The organism is Hominimerdicola alba, assembly GCF_900112155.1.
GTDB classification, from domain to species: Bacteria; Bacillota; Clostridia; order Oscillospirales; family Ruminococcaceae; genus Hominimerdicola; species Hominimerdicola alba_D.
The window spans coordinates 20,469-42,129 of record NZ_FOKQ01000011.1 but is presented as its reverse complement, the minus strand read 5'-3'; the positions used below and the strand labels follow the sequence as shown (position 1 = coordinate 42,129).

General features: G+C 46.9%; 15 protein-coding genes. 10 read left to right on the top strand and 5 right to left on the bottom strand.

The window, feature by feature from the left end:
* Window positions 1-14 precede the first annotated feature (14 nt).
* From BM265_RS07815 to BM265_RS07795, 5 genes are read left to right on the top strand one after another with little or no spacing between them, the layout of a single operon-like run.
* The gene (locus BM265_RS07815) at window positions 15-887 is read left to right on the top strand and encodes a phosphatidylserine decarboxylase (RefSeq protein ID WP_074961020.1); all 873 of its coding nucleotides are present in this window, start codon (window positions 15-17) and stop codon (window positions 885-887) included.
* Between the two features lie 12 nt (window positions 888-899).
* The gene (locus tag BM265_RS07810) at window positions 900-1,364 is read left to right on the top strand and encodes an HIT family protein (RefSeq protein ID WP_074961019.1); all 465 of its coding nucleotides are present in this window, start codon (window positions 900-902) and stop codon (window positions 1,362-1,364) included.
* A 34-nt stretch (window positions 1,365-1,398) separates the two neighbouring features.
* Entirely contained in the window at window positions 1,399-3,363 is a 1,965-nt protein-coding gene (gene pulA / locus BM265_RS07805; protein WP_074961018.1) for a type I pullulanase, read from the top strand.
* Window positions 3,364-3,410: 47 nt separating this feature from the next.
* Window positions 3,411-5,222 (top strand): indolepyruvate ferredoxin oxidoreductase subunit alpha, encoded by a 1,812-nt coding sequence (iorA, locus tag BM265_RS07800; protein ID WP_074961017.1) that lies wholly within the window; start codon window positions 3,411-3,413, stop codon window positions 5,220-5,222.
* Window positions 5,212-5,784, top strand: a complete 573-nt coding sequence (locus tag BM265_RS07795) for an indolepyruvate oxidoreductase subunit beta (protein ID WP_074961016.1) — start codon at window positions 5,212-5,214, stop codon at window positions 5,782-5,784. Before iorA ends, BM265_RS07795 begins: the two co-directional genes overlap by 11 nt.
* 118 nt (window positions 5,785-5,902) lie before the next feature.
* Here BM265_RS07795 and BM265_RS07790 read toward each other — a convergent pair whose 3' ends face one another.
* Window positions 5,903-7,864, bottom strand: coding sequence for an endo-1,4-beta-xylanase (locus BM265_RS07790; protein WP_074961015.1), 1,962 nt, complete (start codon window positions 7,862-7,864; stop codon window positions 5,903-5,905).
* Window positions 7,865-8,251: 387 nt separating this feature from the next.
* Between BM265_RS07790 and BM265_RS07785 the strand changes: the two genes are divergently transcribed.
* On the top strand, window positions 8,252-9,547 hold the full coding sequence (locus BM265_RS07785) for a leucine-rich repeat domain-containing protein (protein ID WP_074961014.1): 1,296 nt from the start codon (window positions 8,252-8,254) through the stop codon (window positions 9,545-9,547).
* Between the two features lie 99 nt (window positions 9,548-9,646).
* Here BM265_RS07785 and ppdK read toward each other — a convergent pair whose 3' ends face one another.
* A complete protein-coding gene (gene ppdK / locus BM265_RS07780) occupies window positions 9,647-12,274 on the bottom strand; it encodes a pyruvate, phosphate dikinase (protein ID WP_074961013.1) in 2,628 nt (875 codons plus the stop codon).
* A 460-nt stretch (window positions 12,275-12,734) separates the two neighbouring features.
* Window positions 12,735-13,670 (bottom strand): NAD-dependent epimerase/dehydratase family protein, encoded by a 936-nt coding sequence (locus tag BM265_RS07775; protein WP_074961012.1) that lies wholly within the window; start codon window positions 13,668-13,670, stop codon window positions 12,735-12,737.
* 445 nt (window positions 13,671-14,115) lie between these two features.
* Between BM265_RS07775 and BM265_RS07770 the strand changes: the two genes are divergently transcribed.
* Genes BM265_RS07770 through BM265_RS07760 form a run of 3 tightly spaced genes read left to right on the top strand, consistent with a single transcriptional unit; the run spans window position 14,116 to window position 17,248 of the window.
* Window positions 14,116-15,495 carry an acyltransferase gene (locus tag BM265_RS07770; RefSeq protein WP_074961011.1) on the top strand — a complete coding sequence of 460 codons (1,380 nt, stop codon included), beginning with the start codon at window positions 14,116-14,118 and terminating at the stop codon, window positions 15,493-15,495.
* Window positions 15,496-15,509: 14 nt separating this feature from the next.
* Entirely contained in the window at window positions 15,510-16,316 is an 807-nt protein-coding gene (locus BM265_RS07765; protein ID WP_074961010.1) for a hypothetical protein, read from the top strand.
* Window positions 16,316-17,248, top strand: a complete 933-nt coding sequence (locus tag BM265_RS07760) for a tRNA modification radical SAM protein MnmL/YtqA (RefSeq protein ID WP_074961078.1) — start codon at window positions 16,316-16,318, stop codon at window positions 17,246-17,248. The genes BM265_RS07765 and BM265_RS07760 overlap by 1 nt, the downstream gene beginning before the upstream one ends.
* Before the next feature lie 40 nt (window positions 17,249-17,288).
* Here BM265_RS07760 and BM265_RS07755 read toward each other — a convergent pair whose 3' ends face one another.
* Complete coding sequence (locus BM265_RS07755) at window positions 17,289-17,582, bottom strand: hypothetical protein (protein ID WP_074961009.1); 294 nt, start codon at window positions 17,580-17,582, stop codon at window positions 17,289-17,291.
* Window positions 17,579-17,851 (bottom strand): sporulation protein YabP, encoded by a 273-nt coding sequence (gene yabP, locus BM265_RS07750; RefSeq protein WP_081358395.1) that lies wholly within the window; start codon window positions 17,849-17,851, stop codon window positions 17,579-17,581. The genes BM265_RS07755 and yabP overlap by 4 nt, the downstream gene beginning before the upstream one ends.
* Window positions 17,852-18,053: 202 nt before the next feature.
* On the opposite strand from yabP, the gene BM265_RS07745 reads away from it, so the two are divergent.
* Window positions 18,054-21,661, top strand: a 3,608-nt coding sequence (locus tag BM265_RS07745; protein ID WP_207646966.1) for a leucine-rich repeat protein, incomplete at its 3' end; no start/stop codon positions are given.

Below are 21,661 nucleotides of genomic sequence, written 5' to 3'. Positions count from 1 at the left end.
AGGAGTGTATACACATGAGGTACAGAGACAGACAGGGCAACGAGTATAAAGTCACCACCAATCAGGACAGATTCCTGAATGATGCTTATGACAGCTACCTGGGCAGAAGCGCGCTGGAGATAGCTTCACTGCCCGTATTCTCAAAGGTCAGCAGAAAGGTGCTGAACAGCAAGCTCAGCAGCGGTTTTATCGAGAATTTTGCCGAAAAGAACGGCATTGATATGTTTGATTACGAGGAAAAGCAGTATACTTCCTTCAACGATTTCTTCACCCGCAAAATAAAGCCGGGACGCAGACATTTCGACCCCGATGAGCACAAGCTGGTATCCCCTTCGGACGGCAAGGTCAGCGCCTATGAGATAACACCCTCGAATACCTTTGTTATAAAGGATTCGGTGTATAATATCGACAGCCTTCTGCGTGACAAAAAGCTTGCTCAGAAGTATGCAGGCGGCTATGCACTTATCATAAGACTAAGCGTTGATGACTATCACCGCTACATCTACCCCCTCAGCGGCATAAAGAGCCATGACCGCGAGATAAAGGGGTTCCTGAATACTGTTAACCCCGTAGCTAACCGCCATGTTGAGGTCTACAAGGAGAATTCCCGCACCTACTGTATGCTGAGGACAGAGTTCTTCGGCGATGTTATACAGATGGAAGTCGGTGCGCTTATGGTGGGCAAGATTTCCAATCATCACCCATGGGGAAATCACAGAGTTCGTCAGGGCGAGGAAAAGGGTATGTTTGAATTCGGCGGTTCGACTATCGTGCTTCTGCTTGAAAAGGGTGCCGCCATAGTTGATGAAGACCTGCTGATAAACACCCGCGAGGGCGCTGAGACCAAGGTACGTCAGGGCGAACAGCTGGCTAAGTCCGTGAAATAAGGGTGGGATACTATGTGCCTTATATGCGACAGGATCAATATGATAAAAAGCGGGACGAACCCGTATTTCGTGAAAGAGCTTGAAACAGGATATGTGGTAATTGGCGACCATCAGCATTTCTATGGGTATACGCTTTTTCTGTACAAGCACCACGGCGATAAAACAGAGCTTTTCCACCTTGATACCGTTGAGCGGGCGAAGTTCATGGAAGAGATGGTTCTTGTGGCTCAGGCGGCGGCAAAAGCTTTCGGAGCTGAAAAGATGAACTACGAACTTCTTGGTATGGGAGACGCGCATCTGCACTGGCACCTTTTCCCGAGGAGAACGGGAGATATCGGGAATTGCTACAACAACGGCAGAGGTCCTGTGTGGAGCATACCTATGGATGAAATGTACAGCGACGATAATCGTCCCACCGCGGAGGAGCTTGAGGATATGAAGCGAAAACTCCGCGAAGAGCTTGAAAAGCTTATGTAAGGAAAATGAATTTTAAACAAAGTTGGTGAAACAATTGCTCAGATACAACGCGGCAGATATCGACAACAAATACTACTACGACGGAAATGACCTTGGCGCAAATATTGTTGGCGAGGAAAAAGACAGAACTATCTTCAAAACATGGTCGCCGATGGCTACCGGTGTTTATCTCAACCTTTATCTCGACGGTGAGGGCGACAACCTCGTTGAAACTCTGCCGATGGAGATGCTTGACAAGGGTGTTTGGTATGTTGAGCTTTTCCGCAGCTGTGACGGGCTTTTCTACACATTTTCCTACGAATTCGAGTATATGCACAACCGTCTTGAAACTATCGATATCTATGCAAAAGCCTGCGGTGTAAACGGCAACAGGGGCGCTGTGGTGGACTTTGACTCAACAAATCCCAAGGGCTGGGACGATGTTCCCAAGCCGAAGTGCCTTAATGCCTGTCAGGCGATAGTATATGAGTGCCATATCAGGGATATCACCATCGATGAAAGTTCTGGAGTATGTCCCGAACACAGGGGAAAATTTCTGGGGCTGACCCACAGCAGGACGCGCTGCGGAAAATCCGAGACCTGTCTTGACCATCTTAAAGAACTGGGCATTACCCACGTTCATCTTCTGCCCGTGGCGGATTATGCCACCGTTGATGAAGCGCATCCCGAGAAAAATCAGTACAACTGGGGCTACGACCCCAAGAACTACAACTGTCTTGAAGGTTCATATTCCACTGACCCCACTGACCCGAAATGCCGTATACGCGAGTTCAAGGAGCTGGTAATGACGCTGCACAAGAACGGCATAGGTGTTATAATGGACGTTGTTTACAACCATACATATCACACCGAGGAAAGTTCTTTTGAGAAAGCCTTCCCCGGATACTACCACCGTAAAAGGCGTGACGGTACATTTTCAAACGGTTCGGGCTGCGGTAATGAAACAGCTTCCGACCACATGATGTTCCGCAAATACATGATAGATTCCCTGAAATTCTGGGCAACTGAGTACAAGGTGGACGGTTTCCGCTTCGACCTTATGGCGCTGCACGATATCGAAACGGTTAATATCATCCGTGACGAACTTGATAAGATAGACCCTAGCCTGCTGATGTACGGCGAGGGCTGGACAGGCGGAGAATCCCCCATGCCCGCGGATAAACTGGCATACAAGTGGAACAGCTACGAATTCGGCAGAGTGGGACTTTTCAACGATAATATCCGCGATTCGGTAAAGGGCGGAACTTTCAACCCCTACGATCTGGGATTCATAAGCGGCAACCGCAATACGTCTTCGATACTTAAAAGAGGTATCGCAGGTTCTGTGCCACATTATCAGCTGAAAGATGCTTCCGAAGCCTGCTGGGCATTCGAGCCCACACAGGCGGTGAATTATGCCGAAGCCCACGACAATCACACTCTCTGGGACAAGCTGAAGATATCCGGAAGCAACCATTACTGCCCCTCCGACCTGATAAAGATGGACAGAATGGCAGCGGCGATAATAATACTTTCTCAGGGTATGCCATTCATACAGCTGGGACAGGATTTTCTGCGCAGCAAGCCAAGAGAGCTTACGGAGAACGAAAAACCAAATGAACTGAACGTATACAACGGCAACAGCTACAACGCCCCAGATCACACAAATGCCATAAAATGGGGCAAAAAGAACAAGTACCGCGCTGTTTTCAACTACTACAAGGCGCTGATAAAGCTCAGAAAATCAAGCGAACTTTTCCGTATGGCAAACAAGGGCGACGTTGAGCGGCACCTGCAGTTCATAGATTCGAGCGACGCAAACTTCATAATATGGAAGCTGGAAAACGAAAAAGAATGTTTCGTCATTGCCCTGAACCCCTACTTAGAGGAGAGGTATTTCAACCTGCCCTGGGGAATATTCTACAAGCGGCTTGACGAATCGGGCTTTATCGATGAGGAAGAATTTTCGGGATACGTGCGCTGTGCACCGCTGTCTGCAACGGTCTTCAAACGTATATGATCGCAAACTGAATATAAGAAAATATCCGTTATAAAGGAGAGTTTTTTATGCATAAAGAATTTCTGATGGGCAACGCTGCCATCGCAAGAGGTGCGATAGCGGCAGGTCTGAATGTGATATCAGGCTACCCCGGCACACCCTCCACAGAGGTGCTGGAAACTGCCGCTAAGAACAACGACGGCAGCCTGTACGTTGAGTGGTCGGTAAACGAGAAAGCGGCTCTTGAAGTGGGTGCAGGCGCGGCATACAGCGGCGCAAGATGCATGGTAACCATGAAGCAGGTGGGTCTGAATGTGGCTTCCGACCCGCTGATGAGCCTTGCGTACATCGGCGTTAAGGGCGGCATGGTAATACTTGTGGCTGACGACCCGGGTCCCATTTCCTCACAGACCGAGCAGGATACCCGTACTTTCGCGGCTTACTCAAAGCTCCCCTGCTTTGACCCCTCATCGGTGCAGGAAGCTTACGACATGATACAGACAGCCTTTGAGTACTCCGAAAAGTATCACACACCTGTGCTTTTCCGTCCGACTACAAGAGTCTGTCACGGATATGCCTCTATCGAAGTCAAGGACGAGAACGAGTGCGTAAAGAACAAGCCCGAGGGCTTTGTACGCGACCCCATGAAGTGGGTCATCTTTCCAAGGCTTTCGTTCAAGGCACACGGTGATATCGAAAAGCGCAACAGTGAGCTTTCCACCGTATTCAGCGGAAGCGGTCTGAACCCCGTGAAAAGCGGTTCAGGCAGACGCGGCATCGCTACCCACGGCATAAACTTCACCTATACAAAGGAAGCACTGAAAGCTCTTGATACGGAAGTCCCCCTCTTCAAGGTGGGCACTCCTTTCCCCTTCCCTGAGGAAGCCGCAAAGGCTTTTCTTGAGGGTCTTGACGAAGTTCTCTGCGTTGAAGAGCTTGACCCTGTTATCGAGAGAGGGCTCATTTACGTATGCGGAAAGTACGGTCTTAAAACAAGGATATACGGCAAGCAGACAGGCAATATCCCCACTGCCGGCGAGAACACCTGCACATCTGTAAAACACGCTGTGGCTTCATTCCTTGGAATGTTCCTCCCCTCTGAGGAAAAGGCTGAGGATGTTCCTCCACTGCCTGTAAGACCTCCCGTGCTTTGTGCGGGATGCCCTCACAGAGCATCGTTCTTCGCTGTAAAGCAGGCGATGAAAGGCATAAAGAGCGTATTCTGCGGAGATATAGGCTGTTACACCCTCGGCAACGCAATGCCCCTTGATATGGTTGATACCTGCCTTTGCATGGGCGCAGGTGTGAACATCACACAGGGCATAGGTCGCATCGACCCCGATACAAAGTGCTTCGCTTTCGTAGGCGATTCCACTTTCTTCGCATCGGCTATAACAGGCGTTGTTAACGCGGTATACAATCAGGCTGATATGACCCTTGTAGTTCTGGATAACTCCACCACCGCCATGACAGGTCATCAGCCCCACCCCGGCACGGGCAGGACGATGATGGGTCAGGTAGTTGAAAAGATAAACATTGAGCAGGTACTCCGCGGTGTAGGCGTTACCACTATTGAAACTGTTGACCCGCTGAAACTGAACGAAGCTGTCGATACTGTAAAGCGTGTTGCAAACGAAAATGGTGTCAAGGCGATAATATTCAAGTCGCCATGTGCTGTGCTTATCAAGCCCGAAAAGCCCGCAGTCATCGACAATGACAAGTGTATAAACTGCCAGAAGTGCAAGAATCTTCTCGGCTGCCCCGGACTTGTTCTCAGGGACGGCAAGATAGCCATTGAGGAAAGCCTTTGCACAGGCTGTGGTCTGTGTTCACAGGTATGTCCCGTAAATGCGATAGGAGGCGGCAAAAATGCAGAATAATATTCTTATATGCGGCGTTGGCGGACAAGGCATCGTGCTGACTTCAAAGCTTATCGCGGCAACAGCTATGGCAAAGGATATCCCCGTAATGAGTGCGGAAACTATCGGTATGGCACAGAAAGGCGGAAGCGTTTTCAGCTTTTTAAGGCTGGGCGACAACCTCTACTGCCCCATGTTCCCTGAGAAGACCGCTGACCTGATAATCGCCTTTGAGCCTGCGGAAGCGGTTCGTATGCTCCCCTACCTGAAGGACGGCGGAAAGGTGATAGTCAACACTCACCCCATCGTGCCTGTTACGGTATCCCTGAAAGGCACCGCCTACAACGGCACTGAGATGCTGGAATATCTGGAGAAAAACGTGGCTGACCTGAAGACCATCGACGGTGAAGCAGCCTGCCGTATGGTAGGTTCACCCAGAGCACTCAACATGATAATGCTGGGACAGTCGGTGCGCACAGGTGTGCTCCCCTTCGGCATCGATGATGTTGAGGAAACCATGAAAAAGACAGTCAAGCCACAGTTCATCGAAATGAACAGCCTTGCACTAAGGCTGGATATCTGATAAAAGAATATGACCGACTTCGCATTATGAACTGCGGGGCCGGTCTTATTATTGTATACAAAAATTAACGGCAGTTTCCGAAGAAACTGCCGTTATGGGGTCTGTGAAAAACTGTATATTACTTGATAGTAACAGTTATCGCATTCTTGATAGGATCAGCTGTGTTCCATTTACCGTTGACTCTTGCAGCAACAGCTACCCTGTAGGTCATGCCTGGAGTCAGGTTCTTGGGAGTTACATAGCTGTTAGTGGTGATGTTGGAAGTCTGAACTCTCCACTTACCAGCCAGGTATACAGCGATGCCGTACTTGTCAGCGCCCTGTACCTTATCCCAAACGAACTGTACCTGATGATACTTGGTGCTGTAGTTAGCCTTAACGTTCTTGGGATAATCGTTATTCTGAGGCTGAGGATCGGGATCTTCATTGTACTCGATACCGTCAACGATGGACTCGAAGCAGGGCTTTACGGAGTAATCTTTGTTGAACAGCAGAGGATCGCGGTCAGCTCTCCAGCTGATATCATCGGTGGTGCCCCAGAATACAACTGCGGAGATATAATCCTTGTAGTCTACAATAGCGTCCATGATATCGCTGTAATACTTAGCCTGAAGATCGAACTTCTTATCATTTACGGTAGCGTCCAGCTCAGTTACCTGAATATCAAGACCTGTCTTGCTGAACTTTTCCAGTGCCTGTCTGTACATACTTACAGAGGGGAACGGATCGGATGAACCGTTGTTTGTTACGTTGAGGTGAGACTGCATACCGATACCGTCGATGTAGTGACCATCGGAGTTGATCTCCTGGCAGAGCTTAACGATAGCGTCGCTCTTCTGCATATACTCGTTGTAGTCGTTGTAGTAGAGCTTGCAGCCAGCGGGTGCATACTTCTTAGCGTATACAAATGCGGGCTTGATGAAGGAGTTGTCACCGAAGATCTTTACCCAGGGTGAAGCCTCGTAGTTGTTGGAATCTTCAGGGAAACCTGCTTTTCTTGGAGAGCCGTAGTCATCGAAACACTCGTTTACAACGTCCCATGCATAGAAGTCAATACCTGAATAATCCTTCTTAACTGCTGTAAATACGTTCTTTATGTAGTTCTCCATACGCTTGAGCATCTTTTCCTTGGATACCCATTCGCCGTTGGGATCGTAGTTCTCCTTGAAGAACCAGATAGGAGTCTGAGAATGCCATACAAGTACGTGACCTCTCATGGGGATATTGTACTTGAGGGCAAAATCAAGGATAGGCTTTGCTGCTTCGAGAGTTACCTGGGGATTCTCGTCGTCACCATTTTCAGCCATTGCAAGGCAAGCTTCTCTGTCGAGAACGTTCTCGGGCTTCAGCTCGTTGCCTGCTGTAATGCTGTTGAAGTGCTTGCGGATAAGATCCTTGGTTGAATCAGGAGCCAGTTCGGAAACTGTGCAGGCAGTACCGATCTTGAACATATCAGCATAAACATTTTTCAGCGAAGGTGCACTTGTATCCATATTATTAGGCGCAGCTGTTATGGTGAAATCATCGATGTAGAGGTCATTAGCCTCGCCCCATGTTTCAACATAAATGGAAACGTCCTTTTCCTCAGCACCGTATGAGAAGCTTGCATTCAGCTCAACATAATCGCCCTGGGAAACACCCTTTACGAGGTTAGTGTACAGAGGTTCATTGGAACCTGCGGGAGTATGCTGGAGCGAGATGCAGACTGTGTTATACCACTGAGCCTTTACCTTTACCGATATATCATACTTTACGCCCGGCTGAAGAACGCCCTTTACGCCGAGGGAAGGGCCGTTCCAGCTCTGGTCACGGCCTGTAACAGCCATTACCTTTTTGCCGCTGGGTGCCTTGCTGTCCTCGATGACCTTGATAACTGAAGTATCGCTGTCGCCGCGCTTTGAGAACATTGAACAATCTCCGTCCTCGAAGTCGGTAGAAAATGCTACCTTACCCGAAGCACTGGAACTAACGCTTGAATTTGTTGCAGCCGAAACTGTATATGCAGTAAACGGTACAGCTGAACAAGCCATAGTTATGCAGAGCGCACAGGCTGACAGCCTTTTTAAAAGATTTCCTTTCATTATGGATTCTCCTCCCAAAAAATTATTATATATTCATTTTATCATTTCTTTTGAGAATTGTCAATGAATTTAACCATTACTCCGCAATTTTCGGTAAGAATTGCACATAATTTGCACAAAATTAGCCTCTCACGCGGAACAGCTATGTGCAATATGTTCAAACCAATCGTTCTTATTTTTGATGATATGCACAATTCGCGAGGTTAATATTTTTGGTGACGGTGATATGGATTTTTCGGTTATGGTGATGTCTGCATTTGTTGACAAATATCGGAACGCATGGATAAAAAAGCTCTCACAATGCGTTAATTTATATCGATTGACGTCAGTGAGATTCTGTGGTATAATAGCCATTGGTATATTTTATATTACGAAAGCTGGTCAATTATGGAAAATACAAAACCGAAGAAAAGTCTGATAAAGAGAATACGCAATATCGTACTGATATTACTGAGTCTGATAATTTTGATATATGTCATTATCAATATCGTGTTCTGGAACATCGGAATGCCTGAACGCTATTTTGATTATGAGGTGTTGGAAAATGATACTATTGAGATAGAACATTACACAGGACCCTTTTTTCTTCTGAATATCCCTGATACTATCGAGGGCAAACCCGTTTCATCAATAGGAAAGTCTATCTTTGAAGAATCATTATATGAAAATGGTAAATACGTTGATACAAAATATTATGTAATGTACAAATATGTTACAGCTATTCACCTGCCTGACACTGTCGAAGAAATACATTGCAGAGCATTTGAAAACTGTACTAATCTCATGACGATAAATATCCCGTCAAATCTCAGATATACAGGTTCGTATATCCTTGCCGGAACCAAAGTAAGAGAACTCGTTTTCCCCAAGGGTATCACCGAGATATGCTGTGGTGTTGACCTTGACTCTAGTTTTATCATTCCCAATCAATGTTTCTTTTCCTTCGCTGATATGAAATATTTACGTAAGGTAGTATTACCCGAAGGACTGAAAAAAATAGGAGACAGTGCTTTTTCTGATTGTACTGCTCTTAAAAGTATAATAATTCCGAACAGCGTTGAAGAAATAGAAACCTGCGCATTTATGAAATGCACTTCCCTTAAAAAAGTGACTCTTCCTAACAGCATAGAAGAAATAGGATACGGCGCATTTCAAAAAAGCGGTCTTACAGAAGTTAACATTCCCAAAAGCCTTGTAAAAAACGGCGGCTGTATTTTTAGAAATACTCCATTTGAGGAAACTCTTGAAAAAGAAGCAAAAGGTGATTTTATAATCTTCAATGATGTACTGCTTTACAAGTATATCGGTGAAGATGAAAATGTTGTGATACCCGATGGAATAGAAAGTATTTGTGATAGAGCTTTCTTGACATCTCCAAATGTTAAGACTGTTGAAATACCCGAAAGTGTAAGATATATCAACGATGCATTTCAGTCTTCTGTATATGATACTTCTACAATCGAAAGCCTTGTGATCCCCGATAGCGTTGAAGAGATCGACGCTTACGCCTTCGCTGAATGCACAGCACTTAAAAAGATCGTTATCCCTGCAAGTGTCAAAGAGATAGGCGAGCACGCTTTCGATGGGTGTACTTCACTGAAAGAGGTCATCATAGAAGGTTCACCGAAAATTGGCGAGGATGCGTTTAAGGATTGCGATAGTCTGGTCAATAAGCCCGAGTAATAAAATAAACATCAAAAAGCTCTCACAGCCGAAACTGTGAGAGCTTTGATTTTGCTATTCAGTTAACACATCACTGTGGATACTGTATGCCTTAAAGAATTACTTCTTTTCAGCGATTGCAGCCTGAGCAGCAGCCAGTCTAGCGATCGGCACTCTGAAAGGAGAGCAGGATACATAATCCAGACCGATCTTGTGGCAGAACTCTACGGAAGTAGGATCGCCGCCGTGCTCACCGCAGATACCGCAGTGGAGTGTAGGATTAACGGGCTTACCAAGCTTGATAGCCATCTCCATCAGCTTGCCAACGCCTGTCTGGTCGAGCTTAGCGAAAGGATCGTTCTCGAAGATCTTCTTATCGTAGTAAGCGCCCAGGAACTTGCCTGCGTCATCTCTGGAGAAACCGTAGGTCATCTGAGTCAGGTCGTTAGTACCGAAGCAGAAGAAGTCAGCGTTTGCAGCGATATCGTCAGCAGTCAGAGCAGCTCTGGGGATCTCGATCATGGTACCAACTTCGTACTTCAGATCAGAACCAGCAGCAGCGATAACAGCGTCAGCAGTCTCAACTACAACCTTCTTAACGAACTTGAGCTCCTTAACATCGCCTACCAGAGGGATCATTATCTCAGGCTTAACGTTCCAGTCAGCGTGCTTCTTCTGAACGTTGATAGCAGCCTTGATAACAGCAGCTGTCTGCATCTTAGCGATCTCAGGATATGTTACAGCCAGACGGCAGCCACGGTGACCCATCATGGGATTGAACTCGTGGAGACCTGCGATCAGAGCCTTGATATCCTCAACGGACTTGCCCTGAGCAGCTGCCAGAGCCTTGATGTCCTCTTCCTCAGTAGGAACGAACTCGTGGAGAGGAGGATCCAGGAATCTGATAGTAACGGGGCAGCCTTCCAGAGCCTCGTACAGAGCCTCGAAGTCAGCCTGCTGCATAGGCTCGATCTTAGCCAGAGCAGCTTCTCTCTCTTCAACGGTGTCAGCGCAGATCATCTCTCTGAATGCTGCGATTCTGTCAGCCTCGAAGAACATGTGCTCGGTACGGCACAGACCGATACCCTCAGCGCCCAGCTCTCTAGCCTTCTTAGCGTCAGCAGGAGTATCAGCGTTAGTTCTAACCTTCAGAGTTCTGTACTTGTCAGCCCAAGCCATGATTCTGCCGAACTCGCCTGCGATCTGAGCGTCAACGGTAGGAATGATACCATCATAGATGTTACCTGTTGTACCGTCGATGGAGATGTAGTCACCCTCCTTGAAGGTCTTTCCGCCGAGGTCGAACTTCTTGTTAGCCTCGTCCATCTTGATATCGCCGCAGCCGGATACGCAGCACTCGCCCATACCTCTAGCAACAACGGCAGCGTGAGAAGTCATACCGCCACGAACAGTCAGGATACCCTGAGCAGCCTTCATACCGGTGATGTCCTCGGGAGAAGTCTCAAGTCTAACCAGAACGACCTTCTCACCCTTCTCAGCCCACTCAACAGCGTCATCAGCTGTGAATACGATCTTACCGCAAGCAGCTCCGGGAGAAGCGCCCAGACCCTTACCAACGGGAGTTGCAGCCTTCAGTGCCTTAGCGTCGAACTGAGGGTGCAGCAGAGTATCGAGGTTTCTGGGGTCGATCATAGCAACTGCTTCCTGCTCGGTCTTCATGCCCTCATCAACGAGATCGCAAGCGATCTTCAGAGCAGCCTGAGCAGTTCTCTTACCATTTCTGGTCTGCAGCATATAGAGCTTCTTGTTCTCAACAGTGAACTCCATGTCCTGCATATCGTGATAGTGGTTCTCGAGAGTCTGGCAAACCTGCTTGAACTGCTCGAAAGCCTCAGGGAATGTCTCAGCCATCTGCTGGATAGGCATAGGAGTACGAACACCTGCAACAACGTCCTCGCCCTGAGCGTTAGTCAGGAACTCACCCATCAGCTTCTTCTCGCCTGTAGCGGGATCTCTGGTGAATGCAACGCCTGTACCGCAGTCGTCACCCATGTTACCGAATGCCATAGACTGTACGTTAACAGCAGTACCCCAGCTGAAAGGAATATCGTTATCACGTCTGTAAACGTTAGCTCTGGGGTTATCCCAAGAACGGAATACAGCCTTGATAGCGCCCATCAGCTGCTCCTTAGGATCGTCAGGGAAGTCAACGCCGATCTTAGCCTTGTACTCAGCCTTGAACTGGCCAGCCAGTGTCTTCAGATCGTCAGCAGTCAGCTCAACGTCCTGAGTAACACCCTTCTCTTCCTTCATCTTGTCGATCAGCTCTTCGAAATACTTCTTGCCGACCTCCATAACAACGTCGGAATACATCTGGATAAATCTTCTGTAGCAGTCCCAAGCCCATCTGGGGTTGTTGGACTTCTCAGCGATAGTGTTAACAACAGTCTCATTCAGACCCAGGTTCAGGATAGTATCCATCATACCGGGCATGGAAGCTCTTGCACCGGAACGAACGGAAACGAGAAGAGGATTCTCCTTGTCACCGAACTTCTTGCCGGTGATGCCTTCCATCTTTACGATATACTCGTTGATCTCCTTCTGGATCTCTTCAGAGATACCGCCGTCCTCATAATACTGTGTGCAAGCCTCGGTAGTGATAGTGAAGCCCTGGGGAACGGGAAGACCGATGTTGGTCATCTCTGCCAGGTTTGCGCCCTTACCGCCGAGCAGTTCTCTCATGTTGGCATTACCCTCAGAGAAGAGATAGCAATACTTAGTTGCCATAGGTTATCTACCTCCAAAAATTTTGAAATTCCGTTTTATTGCGCAGCAGGATACTGCCAATTTACGGTCGTAAATATATTATAACAGATTTCCGCCAAAATTACCATAGTTTCCGAGCATTTTAAGTAATAAAATTTTTCACAATGTTTCCGCTCAACTTCTATGCACATTCTACAAAAATGAAGCATTTTCGCTCATTTTCACCCGAAATACATATACTTGACAATGATAAGTATGCCTGCCGATAACAATTCATCCTGCGTCTTCATATTTCATCAGACGGTTTTTCACGGATATACACTATTCTTCCCGGGGACTTACCAGCCTTACAAGATATGTATATAATAAATATTTCCGCCAATTTTTCACCTGTTTATCAAAATGGTGTACTATAATTGTATATTGTGGTCATTACATCAAAAAACACTCCCGAAAAACGGGAGTGCTTTGGATTACACTATTATTTGGTATTGCTCAGGTTCCACCTCATGGGAGCGATACGCTTTGCACGGGTATTATCGAACAGCCAGTTGTTGAAGGTAATAGTGGGATCAAAATAACGATAATCAGTCCTCATCTTGCCCTTGTTGAAAAGCATTGCCTTTTCACTGCCGGGTGAACGGCGGATAACGGCACCTATGCGGTGACGATCCTTTTCGTACTGGATTATCTCGTTGGCGTTCAGTTGCCTTGAATCGCATACATTATATACGCCACTGTATTTGCCCTGAGGCACGGATATGATACCGTTTATAAAATCGATAAGATTGAACACACAGCAGAAAGTAAAACCGTAGTCACCTTCACCGAAAACGTAGCCTACATTCTCCTTGTGATCGAAAACGTGGGAATGAAGATTATCGGTATGCTCGGCATCATAAATGGGCGCTACCCTTGCTACAACGGGGATGGTCGAGCTCTTTTTGAAAGCCTTTTCCATAAGCTTTTCGCTGGTGAGCTTCATAACCGAATAATTGGTTATGGCTTTTTCAGCAATGGTCTCTCTGATAGGCTCTCTGCCCTTCTGCAAGCCATATACCTCTGTGGTGCTGAGGAGTATGAAGCATCCCACACCACACTTATCAGCCGCAGAATAGATATATTTATCGGTAACTTTGCTCTTCTTTATCTCGGCATCTGTCACCAGGGAGTCTATATCATTATCCACGGAATTTGCAAGATGCACTACTGCGTCGATATGATTGGATTCCATGATATTGCAGATAGCTCTTTTATCATTGATATCACACTGAGTAAAACTATAATTGCTGTCCTTGCCGATGAAGTCATTCGTTTTTGAATCTACCGCGAATACACGGTGTTTTTTATGCAGCAGGCTGGAGGTCAGGTACTGACCGATCATGCCGCTGGCACCAGTAATTAGTATAGTAGACATTGATGCCACTCCCTTCCGTATCATGCACCTTGACAGCTTTATTGCCATGAAAGCTGTCAATAAACGAACCGCGGAAAACCAGCGCACGCCACGCTGTAAAGGGCTGAAAACCCTTTGCCGAATATCCCCGCGCCGTGTATTGATAGGCGCACTATCACTCTTCTCTACGCTATTATTATAACACAATTATTATAATTTGCAATATGTTTTGGTTAAAAGTTGAAAAATTTAGATTTTCTTTATAAATTCGCTTGCTTAATTTTGTGAAGTGTGCTAAAATATTATAACAGAGCTTCAATTTCATTAATTAAAACGTCAAAAAACCGCGAAATATCGGTAAAATCTGCAAACAGCTCTTTTTACGTTCAAAGTTACTTCAGTGCAGATTAATATTAAAAATCATAGGTTCAGCCAAACTGAACTTGCTATATAAGGAGAATTCATCTTGACTTACACAGACCTTATCTTCCTGTTCGGACTTTTCCCCGTTTCAGCGGTGCTTTCAATGCTGGACAGGAGTTCGGAATATAAAAACCTGATACTGATAATCACCTCGCTGCTGTTTTTCAGCTGGGGCAGACCTTTTGTAGTATGTCTGATATTCCTGTCCCTGGTGGTTGACTGGGCACTGGGACTATGTGTCGGAAGCATACGCGAAAAGAATCGCACGGGAGCGTTGCTCCTCACTGCGGCTGACGGCGTTATGAATGCGGCGTTGATGCTTATATTCGGGCACAACTACCTGTTTGCGGATACAGCCCTTGCCCTTGAAGACATTATGCTGCCCATAGGCATGGGATACTATTCGCTCAGGGGATTTTCCTACGTTTCGGACGTCTGCCGCGGCAAGATACGAGCCGAAAAGAATGTGTTCTGCATAATGACTTACATGGTATCCTTCCATCTGATGTGCGCAGGTCCTATGGTACATTACGGCGATATGGAAGGTCAGATACGCAAGCGCGAAGTCACCACTGAAAAGCTGAACGCGGGCCTGAACAAAATGTGCTGTGGTCTTGGCAAGGTAGTACTGCTGGCTGAGGTCTTCCGCAAGATACGTACCGCCGGTCTCAACGGAAGCGAGATAACTACTCTGGGCTGCTGGCTGGGTATGCTGGCATTCTTTGCACAGTACTATTTTATATTTACCGGTCTTTGCGATATGAGCCGCGGATTCAGCCTGATGGGCGGATTCGTGCTTCCGATAAACTACCGCGATATCGAGCCCGACGAACTTTTCACAGGTCTAGTGAAGAGCTACAACTCCACAGTTATAGCCTTTTTCAGCGACCTGCTGGGCATACCGAGCAGCAAGTCGAAAGTGCGCACAGCTGTCTGTGCAGTGATATGCGGCGGTATCATGGGACTTTGGTACTCAGTCAAGCCCATAAGCCTTGCTGTGGGGCTTGCGGCAGGTCTGCTGGTGGCGCTGGAACAGCTTTTCCTGAAAAATATAATGGCGAAGCTGCCCGTATTCTTCGAATATGTATACCTTGTCCTGGCAAGCCTTCTGATATTCGGTGCGCTTGAATTCAAGGGATTTTTCGGCTACCACAAATGGGTGATGGGTCTGATGGGCTCAGGCGTACAGTACACCCTCAGTGTAGCTGTCAGGGACGCAGTCCTAAATAACTGCGTGCTGATACTGATTGCTTTCTGTGTGGTATGCACTCCTGTCCGCAAACTGATAACAGGCTCGGCGGATAAGCTTTCAGCTAAAAGCAGGAAGGCTTACGGCACGGTGCGTATCTGCAAGACCATAGCAACAGCGGCAGTGCTGGTGATAAGCGTTATAACCCTCGCTGCGAATGCGGCAGTGGTATAAGAACGGAGGACAAGATGGAAGACCAATTCAGTAAACTGAAAGCGGAAGCTGCCAAAATAGACCTTCCCGACGAGTGCGAAGAAAACGACCGTGCGGTGCGGTTTCTGGCACTTGAAACAGGCGTGGGACATTACGATAATCTGAACTTGCTGGTGCTTTCGGTGCTGGTGATATTCATATCGGTATCATTCCTCGCGGTAAATGGCGGAAAGATACGGAATGACGAAGAGCTCACCCTTACAAGAGAGAGTTTTCTCAGCGGCGAATTTGAACAGGGCATCGAAAAAAGGTATCTCCGTGAGCTGCCGATTCCCGAGCAGATGCAGTCAGCAGAGGAGCATATATCTTTTCTGTACGGCATAGGCAACACCATCAGCGAAAGAGGAAGTGGCAACTACAATACCCGCACCGACCGTCAGCAGGACGGTGAGGAATACAATCCCTTTGACAACGATGAGCGTGACGAGAATGCCGTGACCACAAAAGCGGTCATGACCGACAAGGACGGCAACACTGTCACCGAAGCTGACAGCGACGAAACTGCCCCGGGCGGCGGAACAACGGCGGTATCAAGACCTGCCTCGACCTACAAGACATACACCATGCCCGATGATGACGAGGAAATGACAACCACCAACAACGAAGCACCCTTCGTGACTACCACAACCACCGTTATCTCTCATAATACCGAATCAACACAGGATACCGAGGACAGCACCGAGCCATCCGATACCGAACCACCTGTCACCGACGAGCCCGATTCCAAGCCCGATACCTCACCCTCGGACACCGAGCCGCCCCCTGATATACCCGAAGAATGATGAACGGTTTTGAGTATTCTGACGACAACAAGCGCTACCACAGCTACAGCTATTACCTAAAAAAGCGCTTTGGCAAAAAGGTATACAAAGTCCCGCTGAATATCGACCTTGGTTGTCCCAACCGCGACGGTACAAAGGGCGTAGGCGGATGCGCTTTCTGTTCGGCGAAGATGAGCGGTAATTTCGCCGGCGACCCGCGGAGATCTGTTGAGGAACAGTATGCCCAAGTCCGCGGCGTTATGGAGAAAAAGTGGGCGGATGCGCTGTGTATCCCATATTTTCAGGCAGGAAGCAACACTTATGCCGATGTGGGTTTGCTTCGGGAGATGTTCGGGGCTGCCCTTGAACTCGAAAATGCCGTCGGGCTGAGTATCGCTACACGCGCAGACTGTATCGACATCGAAAAAGCGAAGATGCTGGGCGAACTGGCAAAGGACACATACCTCACAGTCGAGCTTGGATTGCAGACGATATACGACAGCACAGCCCTCGCGATGAACCGTTGTCATACCTACGCAGACCTGCTCCGCGCTTATGAGCTTCTGAGAGCAGAGAACGTCAATGTGTGTATACATCTTATAGATGGTCTTCCCAGCGAAACAGCCGAAATGATGAGAGAATCGGCACGAACTGTCGGACAGCTGGATATACACGCGGTAAAACTTCATCTGCTCCATGTGCTGAAAGGCACGGCGCTTGCTGATATGTATGCTCGCGGAGAGTTCCGAACTCTCGAAAGAGACGAGTATATCAGTATTATCTGCGACCAGCTGGAACTTCTGCCGCCGAAGATAGTCATAGAAAGGCTGACAGGTGACGGCGACAGGAATGAGCTCATAGCACCGCTGTGGAGCCGCGACAAACGCCGCGTACTCAACGGCATAGACATGGAAATGTCCCGCAGAAACGCATTTCAAGGTGACAAGCTATAACAACAGACCGCCTGTGGCAAACAATGCCGCAGGCGATTTTTTATCCTTTATTATCTGAATGAGCGAACTCTTTTTGCAGGATATGCCATATCCCACGCACCGCCGAAAATCCCACCGCTGTACCCAGAACTGTCGGATAGCGCAGGTGTCCCTCGATACCAACGCCAAGCATGAAAAGGCAGAATGAGAACATCATCACAGCGAGCATATCACCCACAAAACAGACCCAGCGCGGGCACCGCAATCGCGGGATTGACAATATCCCCCACATCAGCCCGAGTATCACACCCGAGGGCAGCCCGCCCAGCTGTGCAGCAGCTTCAAACAAGGTCATCTCAGCAGCTTGCCGAAAAAGCCCAGTCTGCTGACAGCATCCCGCTGACCATAGACCATAGCAGATATCTCACCGTCGATATTGAGTTCGCCGTTTTCAACGCTTAGTTCGCTGATATGTAGCTTTTCTCCCTTTACGGTAAGCTCACCCAGCTGAGTGTATAATACCACCGTATTCTCATCAAAGCGCTCGACATCGTTCACCCCCGTCAGCATAAGTTTGCTGCGGTCTTCAAGAATTGCATTGTGTCTGCCCTGTATTTCTGTCATATATACGCCTCCTTTTTGGTATATCATATGCATTGCAGTGTCTGTATATCACACGAACAGTGTAAAATACCGAAAGTAAAAAAAATCGATACAGCCTATTGCATAAATGTAAAAAATGTGTTATAATTATTTTGTACATTTATACCCGAATTTTCGGGCAGCAATATAAAACTATGAACATTCCTGAAGGAGGAAGAAACAAATGAGAAAGAAGATCATAGCAGGCGTAGCTGCAATGCTTATGGTAGCTTCATGCGTACCTGCTAACACAAATTTCGGCTTTTCTGCGACAACACCTATCACGGCTTCTGCGGCTGAGACCAAACGCGAACTCGAAGATGAAAACGTAACTTTAAAGATGACCAAGACAGGTGATATTGAAATCACGTCCAGTGATCTTTTTGAATTCATGGGTGTTAATAACGGTGTATCGACCCTGGACATCGATATGAGCAGAATAACAGATGACGTTATAGACTTTGCAGGCGGTTCTCTTAGCGGAAAGAAAGTTATTCTGAAACCGCCCACGAATGTACTTAAAAACGATGTGAACCTTGCCCGCATTAACTTCAAAGACAGCCTTATAACTGACGTTGGTGCAAGTTTTGCATCAGGCTGTACAACTCTCCAGATCGTTTCGTTCGGCGATAAAATAAATACGATCGGCAATAGCGCTTTCAAAGGCTGCGATCATCTTCAGGGTACACCGAACGCTCCTCTCGATCTTTCCAACATCGTAACGATAGAAGCTTCCGCTTTTTCAGGCGCTTCTGAGCTTATAAGCATCAAATTCAGTGATAACATCTCATCCATCGGCAATAATGCTTTTTCTGGTGATATCGCTATCAGAAACCTGAATTTCCCCGAAAATCTTCTGAGCATAGGTGACAGTGCTTTTTCCGGCTGTAAGAACCTGGAATCCATCGTATTCAACAGTGATGATATGCTGAACAATATCGGCACATCTGCTTTTATGAACTGCACCAGCCTGACTGCGGTAAACGTTGTTGGCTTCAGCTACAACAGACTTCCTAACGGCACTCTTGATCTAAAATGCGGACCAAAGGTATTCAAGGGCTGTACCTCCCTGCAAAACTTTACATGGCCAAGCGATTTTAAATGGATACCTGAGGAAACATTCTGCGACTGTACATCACTCACAAGATTCAAATTTGAAGGCGATGCTGAGGGTTCTTCCTGTATTGAGATCCAAAGCGGCGCGTTCGATGGCTGTACCTCGCTCACAAGCATTGAACTTCCGGACGCAAACACCGTTCTCGGTGATCAAGTTTTTTATAACTGCAAGAATCTCAAGCAGGTCGTTGTTTCCGATCAGCTGACAAACGTTGGTAAAAGCGCCTTTGCTGGTTGCTGGGTTCTGACACTTTACCCCAGAAGCGATTTAAACAAGACTAAGAACAAGATCGTTCTGCCACAAACATGGAAATTAATCTCCGGCAGTACTTTTAGTAATTGCGAAGGTGTAACACAGGTCGATATCACCTATGTTGAGGGTATCGGAGAAAGCGCTTTCAATTCATGCAATTCTCTGGAGAGTATAAATATCCCCGATAAAGTAACCACTCTCTACGATAACACTTTCTGCGACTGCACAGAGTTGAAAGATGTAGTGGTATCACGTAATCTGACAGTACTCGGAAAGAGCGCAACAACTACCGATCCTAAGGGTTGTGTTTTCAAGGGATGTACATCGCTTGAAACACTCACCCCCAGCAACGCAACAAAGATCCCTTATACTATACAGTTCCCCGCATCCCTCGGAGGTGTTCAGAAAAGCTGTTTCGAAGACTGCCCTTCTTTCAAATACATAAACTTCGCGGAAAATTCTCATTTCTCAGTTTTAGGCGAATCTGCATTCAGCAAATGCACAGGTCTGTTAGGTTCGAACGAAGTTGGAAATTCAAACAACACCATCCTCATGCCGGCAGGTGTAACCGATATATTCAAGAACGCATTCTACGGATGTACTTCTCTTAAGAACATAGAGTTCCTTGGCAATGTATCCACCATAGGTGTCTCCGCTTTCCAGAAGTGTACTTCTCTGGAAGAAATAACCATGAACGATACTATTGAGCAGGTACGTGATTCTGCTTTTGCTGACTGCACAGCCCTTAAACATATGCCTCACACCAAGGAAAGTGAAACTGCGACCGCATTTTCACACATTAACACCATAAGTGCTTCTACCTTTAAGAACTGCACTAGCCTTGAGGATGCTTATATTCCCAAAAACGTAAGTGCTATCAAGAACGATGCTTTCTATGGCTGTAAGGCAATGACAAAAGTCCTGTGGGAAGAAGGCTCTGCTCTTGCTAATATCGGCAGCAGTGCATTCAGCGGTGCCGAAAAACTGGCTGTATTCACCTCTAAGGACAACACAACTGATACAGTATTCCCACACAGTCTTACCAAGATAGATGCAAATGCATTCACAAAGACAGCTCTTACCAAAATCATTTTCCACACTCCCGATAACGGAGATAAGTTGATTCTGGGTAAAGCTGCTTTCTCAGAGAACGTAGCACTTGATACTGCTGACTTCTCCAATTCAAACATTCAGGAGATACCTGCTAGCTGCTTCAGTAAGGACACATATCTCAAGACAGTTATTATACCCGAGAAATCTCTTACTAGTATAGGTGACAGCGCATTCTATTACTGCAACTATCTGCATACGCTCAAAACACCATCCTCAAACGAAGGCGAGTATACTATACCACAAAGTGTCACTTCCATCGGAAGCAAGGCATTTGAAGACAACTTCTGTATGCAGACGATCAATCTGCCTGCAACCACATCCTATCTGCATATGTCTATGTCTATGTTCAACATAGATCTCCGTAAATTTAAATTTGAGCAGATCGCAGAAAAAGGATTTACTCCTCTGGAGTGTATCAATGTTGATAAAAACAATCTCGAATATAAGAGCGTTGACGGCATTCTTTACAACCAGGATATGACTATTCTGTACAACCGTCCCATTTATAAACAAGATCCTACATACGTCGTTCCCGATACTGTTGAGACCATCAAATCGTATGCCTGCGTAAACGGTTTCCTTGAGAAAGTTACACTCAATGAAAATCTTAAGCTAATCGAGGACAAAGCATTCAATGACTGTCACAGCCTAACCAGCGTTGACTTTGGTCATAACGGCACAGTTCAACTGGGCACTAAGCCTAACAATCTTGTATTCGGAAAAGACAAAGGTAAGATCACGCTGTACGGTACAAGCAATTCGACCGCACAGGAATATGCAGATAAGAATTCCAGCAAGGTAGAATTCGTTGATAATGATCGCGTTGCTGCTAAGCTTGAGATACTCTCCGCGGGCGGAAAGGTTATCAGCGACAAAATAACTTTGGCTTACAAAGGCAAAAACTATTCCTTCGGCTGCAAGCAGACCACCGCAAGCGGTGCAGAAGCTGCCGATACGCTTACCTGGTCTTCAAGTGAAGTTGAGGTCGCTACCATAGACGATACAGGCAAGGTAACATTCAAGAGCAAGGGCACTACCACTATCACTGTCAAGAATGCTAACGGCACTGCTGTTGCAAGCATCACACTGATCATAGCAGATGAGGGTGGCATTGACGACTTCAAGCTCGGCGATGTTAACGGTGACGGAGTAATCAACGTTACCGATATCACAAAGGTCGCTGCTCATGTAAAGGGTAAGAAGTTACTCGATGCAGCTGCTCAGAAACGTGCTGATGTAAATAATGACGGCAAGATCAACGTTTCTGATATTTCCAAGATAGCTGCTCACGTAAAGGGCAAAAAGCTCCT

Bases quoted from the DNA above. Each gene is read 5' to 3' on its own strand.
- BM265_RS07815 (WP_074961020.1), top strand. From the start codon at position 15: ATGAGGTACAGAGACAGACAGGGCAACGAGTATAAAGTCACCACCAAT.
- BM265_RS07810 (WP_074961019.1), top strand. From the start codon at position 900: ATGTGCCTTATATGCGACAGGATCAATATGATAAAAAGCGGGACGAAC.
- iorA (WP_074961017.1), top strand. From the start codon at position 3,411: ATGCATAAAGAATTTCTGATGGGCAACGCTGCCATCGCAAGAGGTGCG.
- BM265_RS07795 (WP_074961016.1), top strand. From the start codon at position 5,212: ATGCAGAATAATATTCTTATATGCGGCGTTGGCGGACAAGGCATCGTG.
- BM265_RS07790 (WP_074961015.1), bottom strand. From the start codon at position 7,864: ATGAAAGGAAATCTTTTAAAAAGGCTGTCAGCCTGTGCGCTCTGCATA.
- BM265_RS07785 (WP_074961014.1), top strand. From the start codon at position 8,252: ATGGAAAATACAAAACCGAAGAAAAGTCTGATAAAGAGAATACGCAAT.
- ppdK (WP_074961013.1), bottom strand. From the start codon at position 12,274: ATGGCAACTAAGTATTGCTATCTCTTCTCTGAGGGTAATGCCAACATG.
- BM265_RS07775 (WP_074961012.1), bottom strand. From the start codon at position 13,670: ATGTCTACTATACTAATTACTGGTGCCAGCGGCATGATCGGTCAGTAC.
- BM265_RS07765 (WP_074961010.1), top strand. From the start codon at position 15,510: ATGGAAGACCAATTCAGTAAACTGAAAGCGGAAGCTGCCAAAATAGAC.
- BM265_RS07760 (WP_074961078.1), top strand. From the start codon at position 16,316: ATGAACGGTTTTGAGTATTCTGACGACAACAAGCGCTACCACAGCTAC.
- BM265_RS07755 (WP_074961009.1), bottom strand. From the start codon at position 17,582: ATGACCTTGTTTGAAGCTGCTGCACAGCTGGGCGGGCTGCCCTCGGGT.
- yabP (WP_081358395.1), bottom strand. From the start codon at position 17,851: ATGACAGAAATACAGGGCAGACACAATGCAATTCTTGAAGACCGCAGC.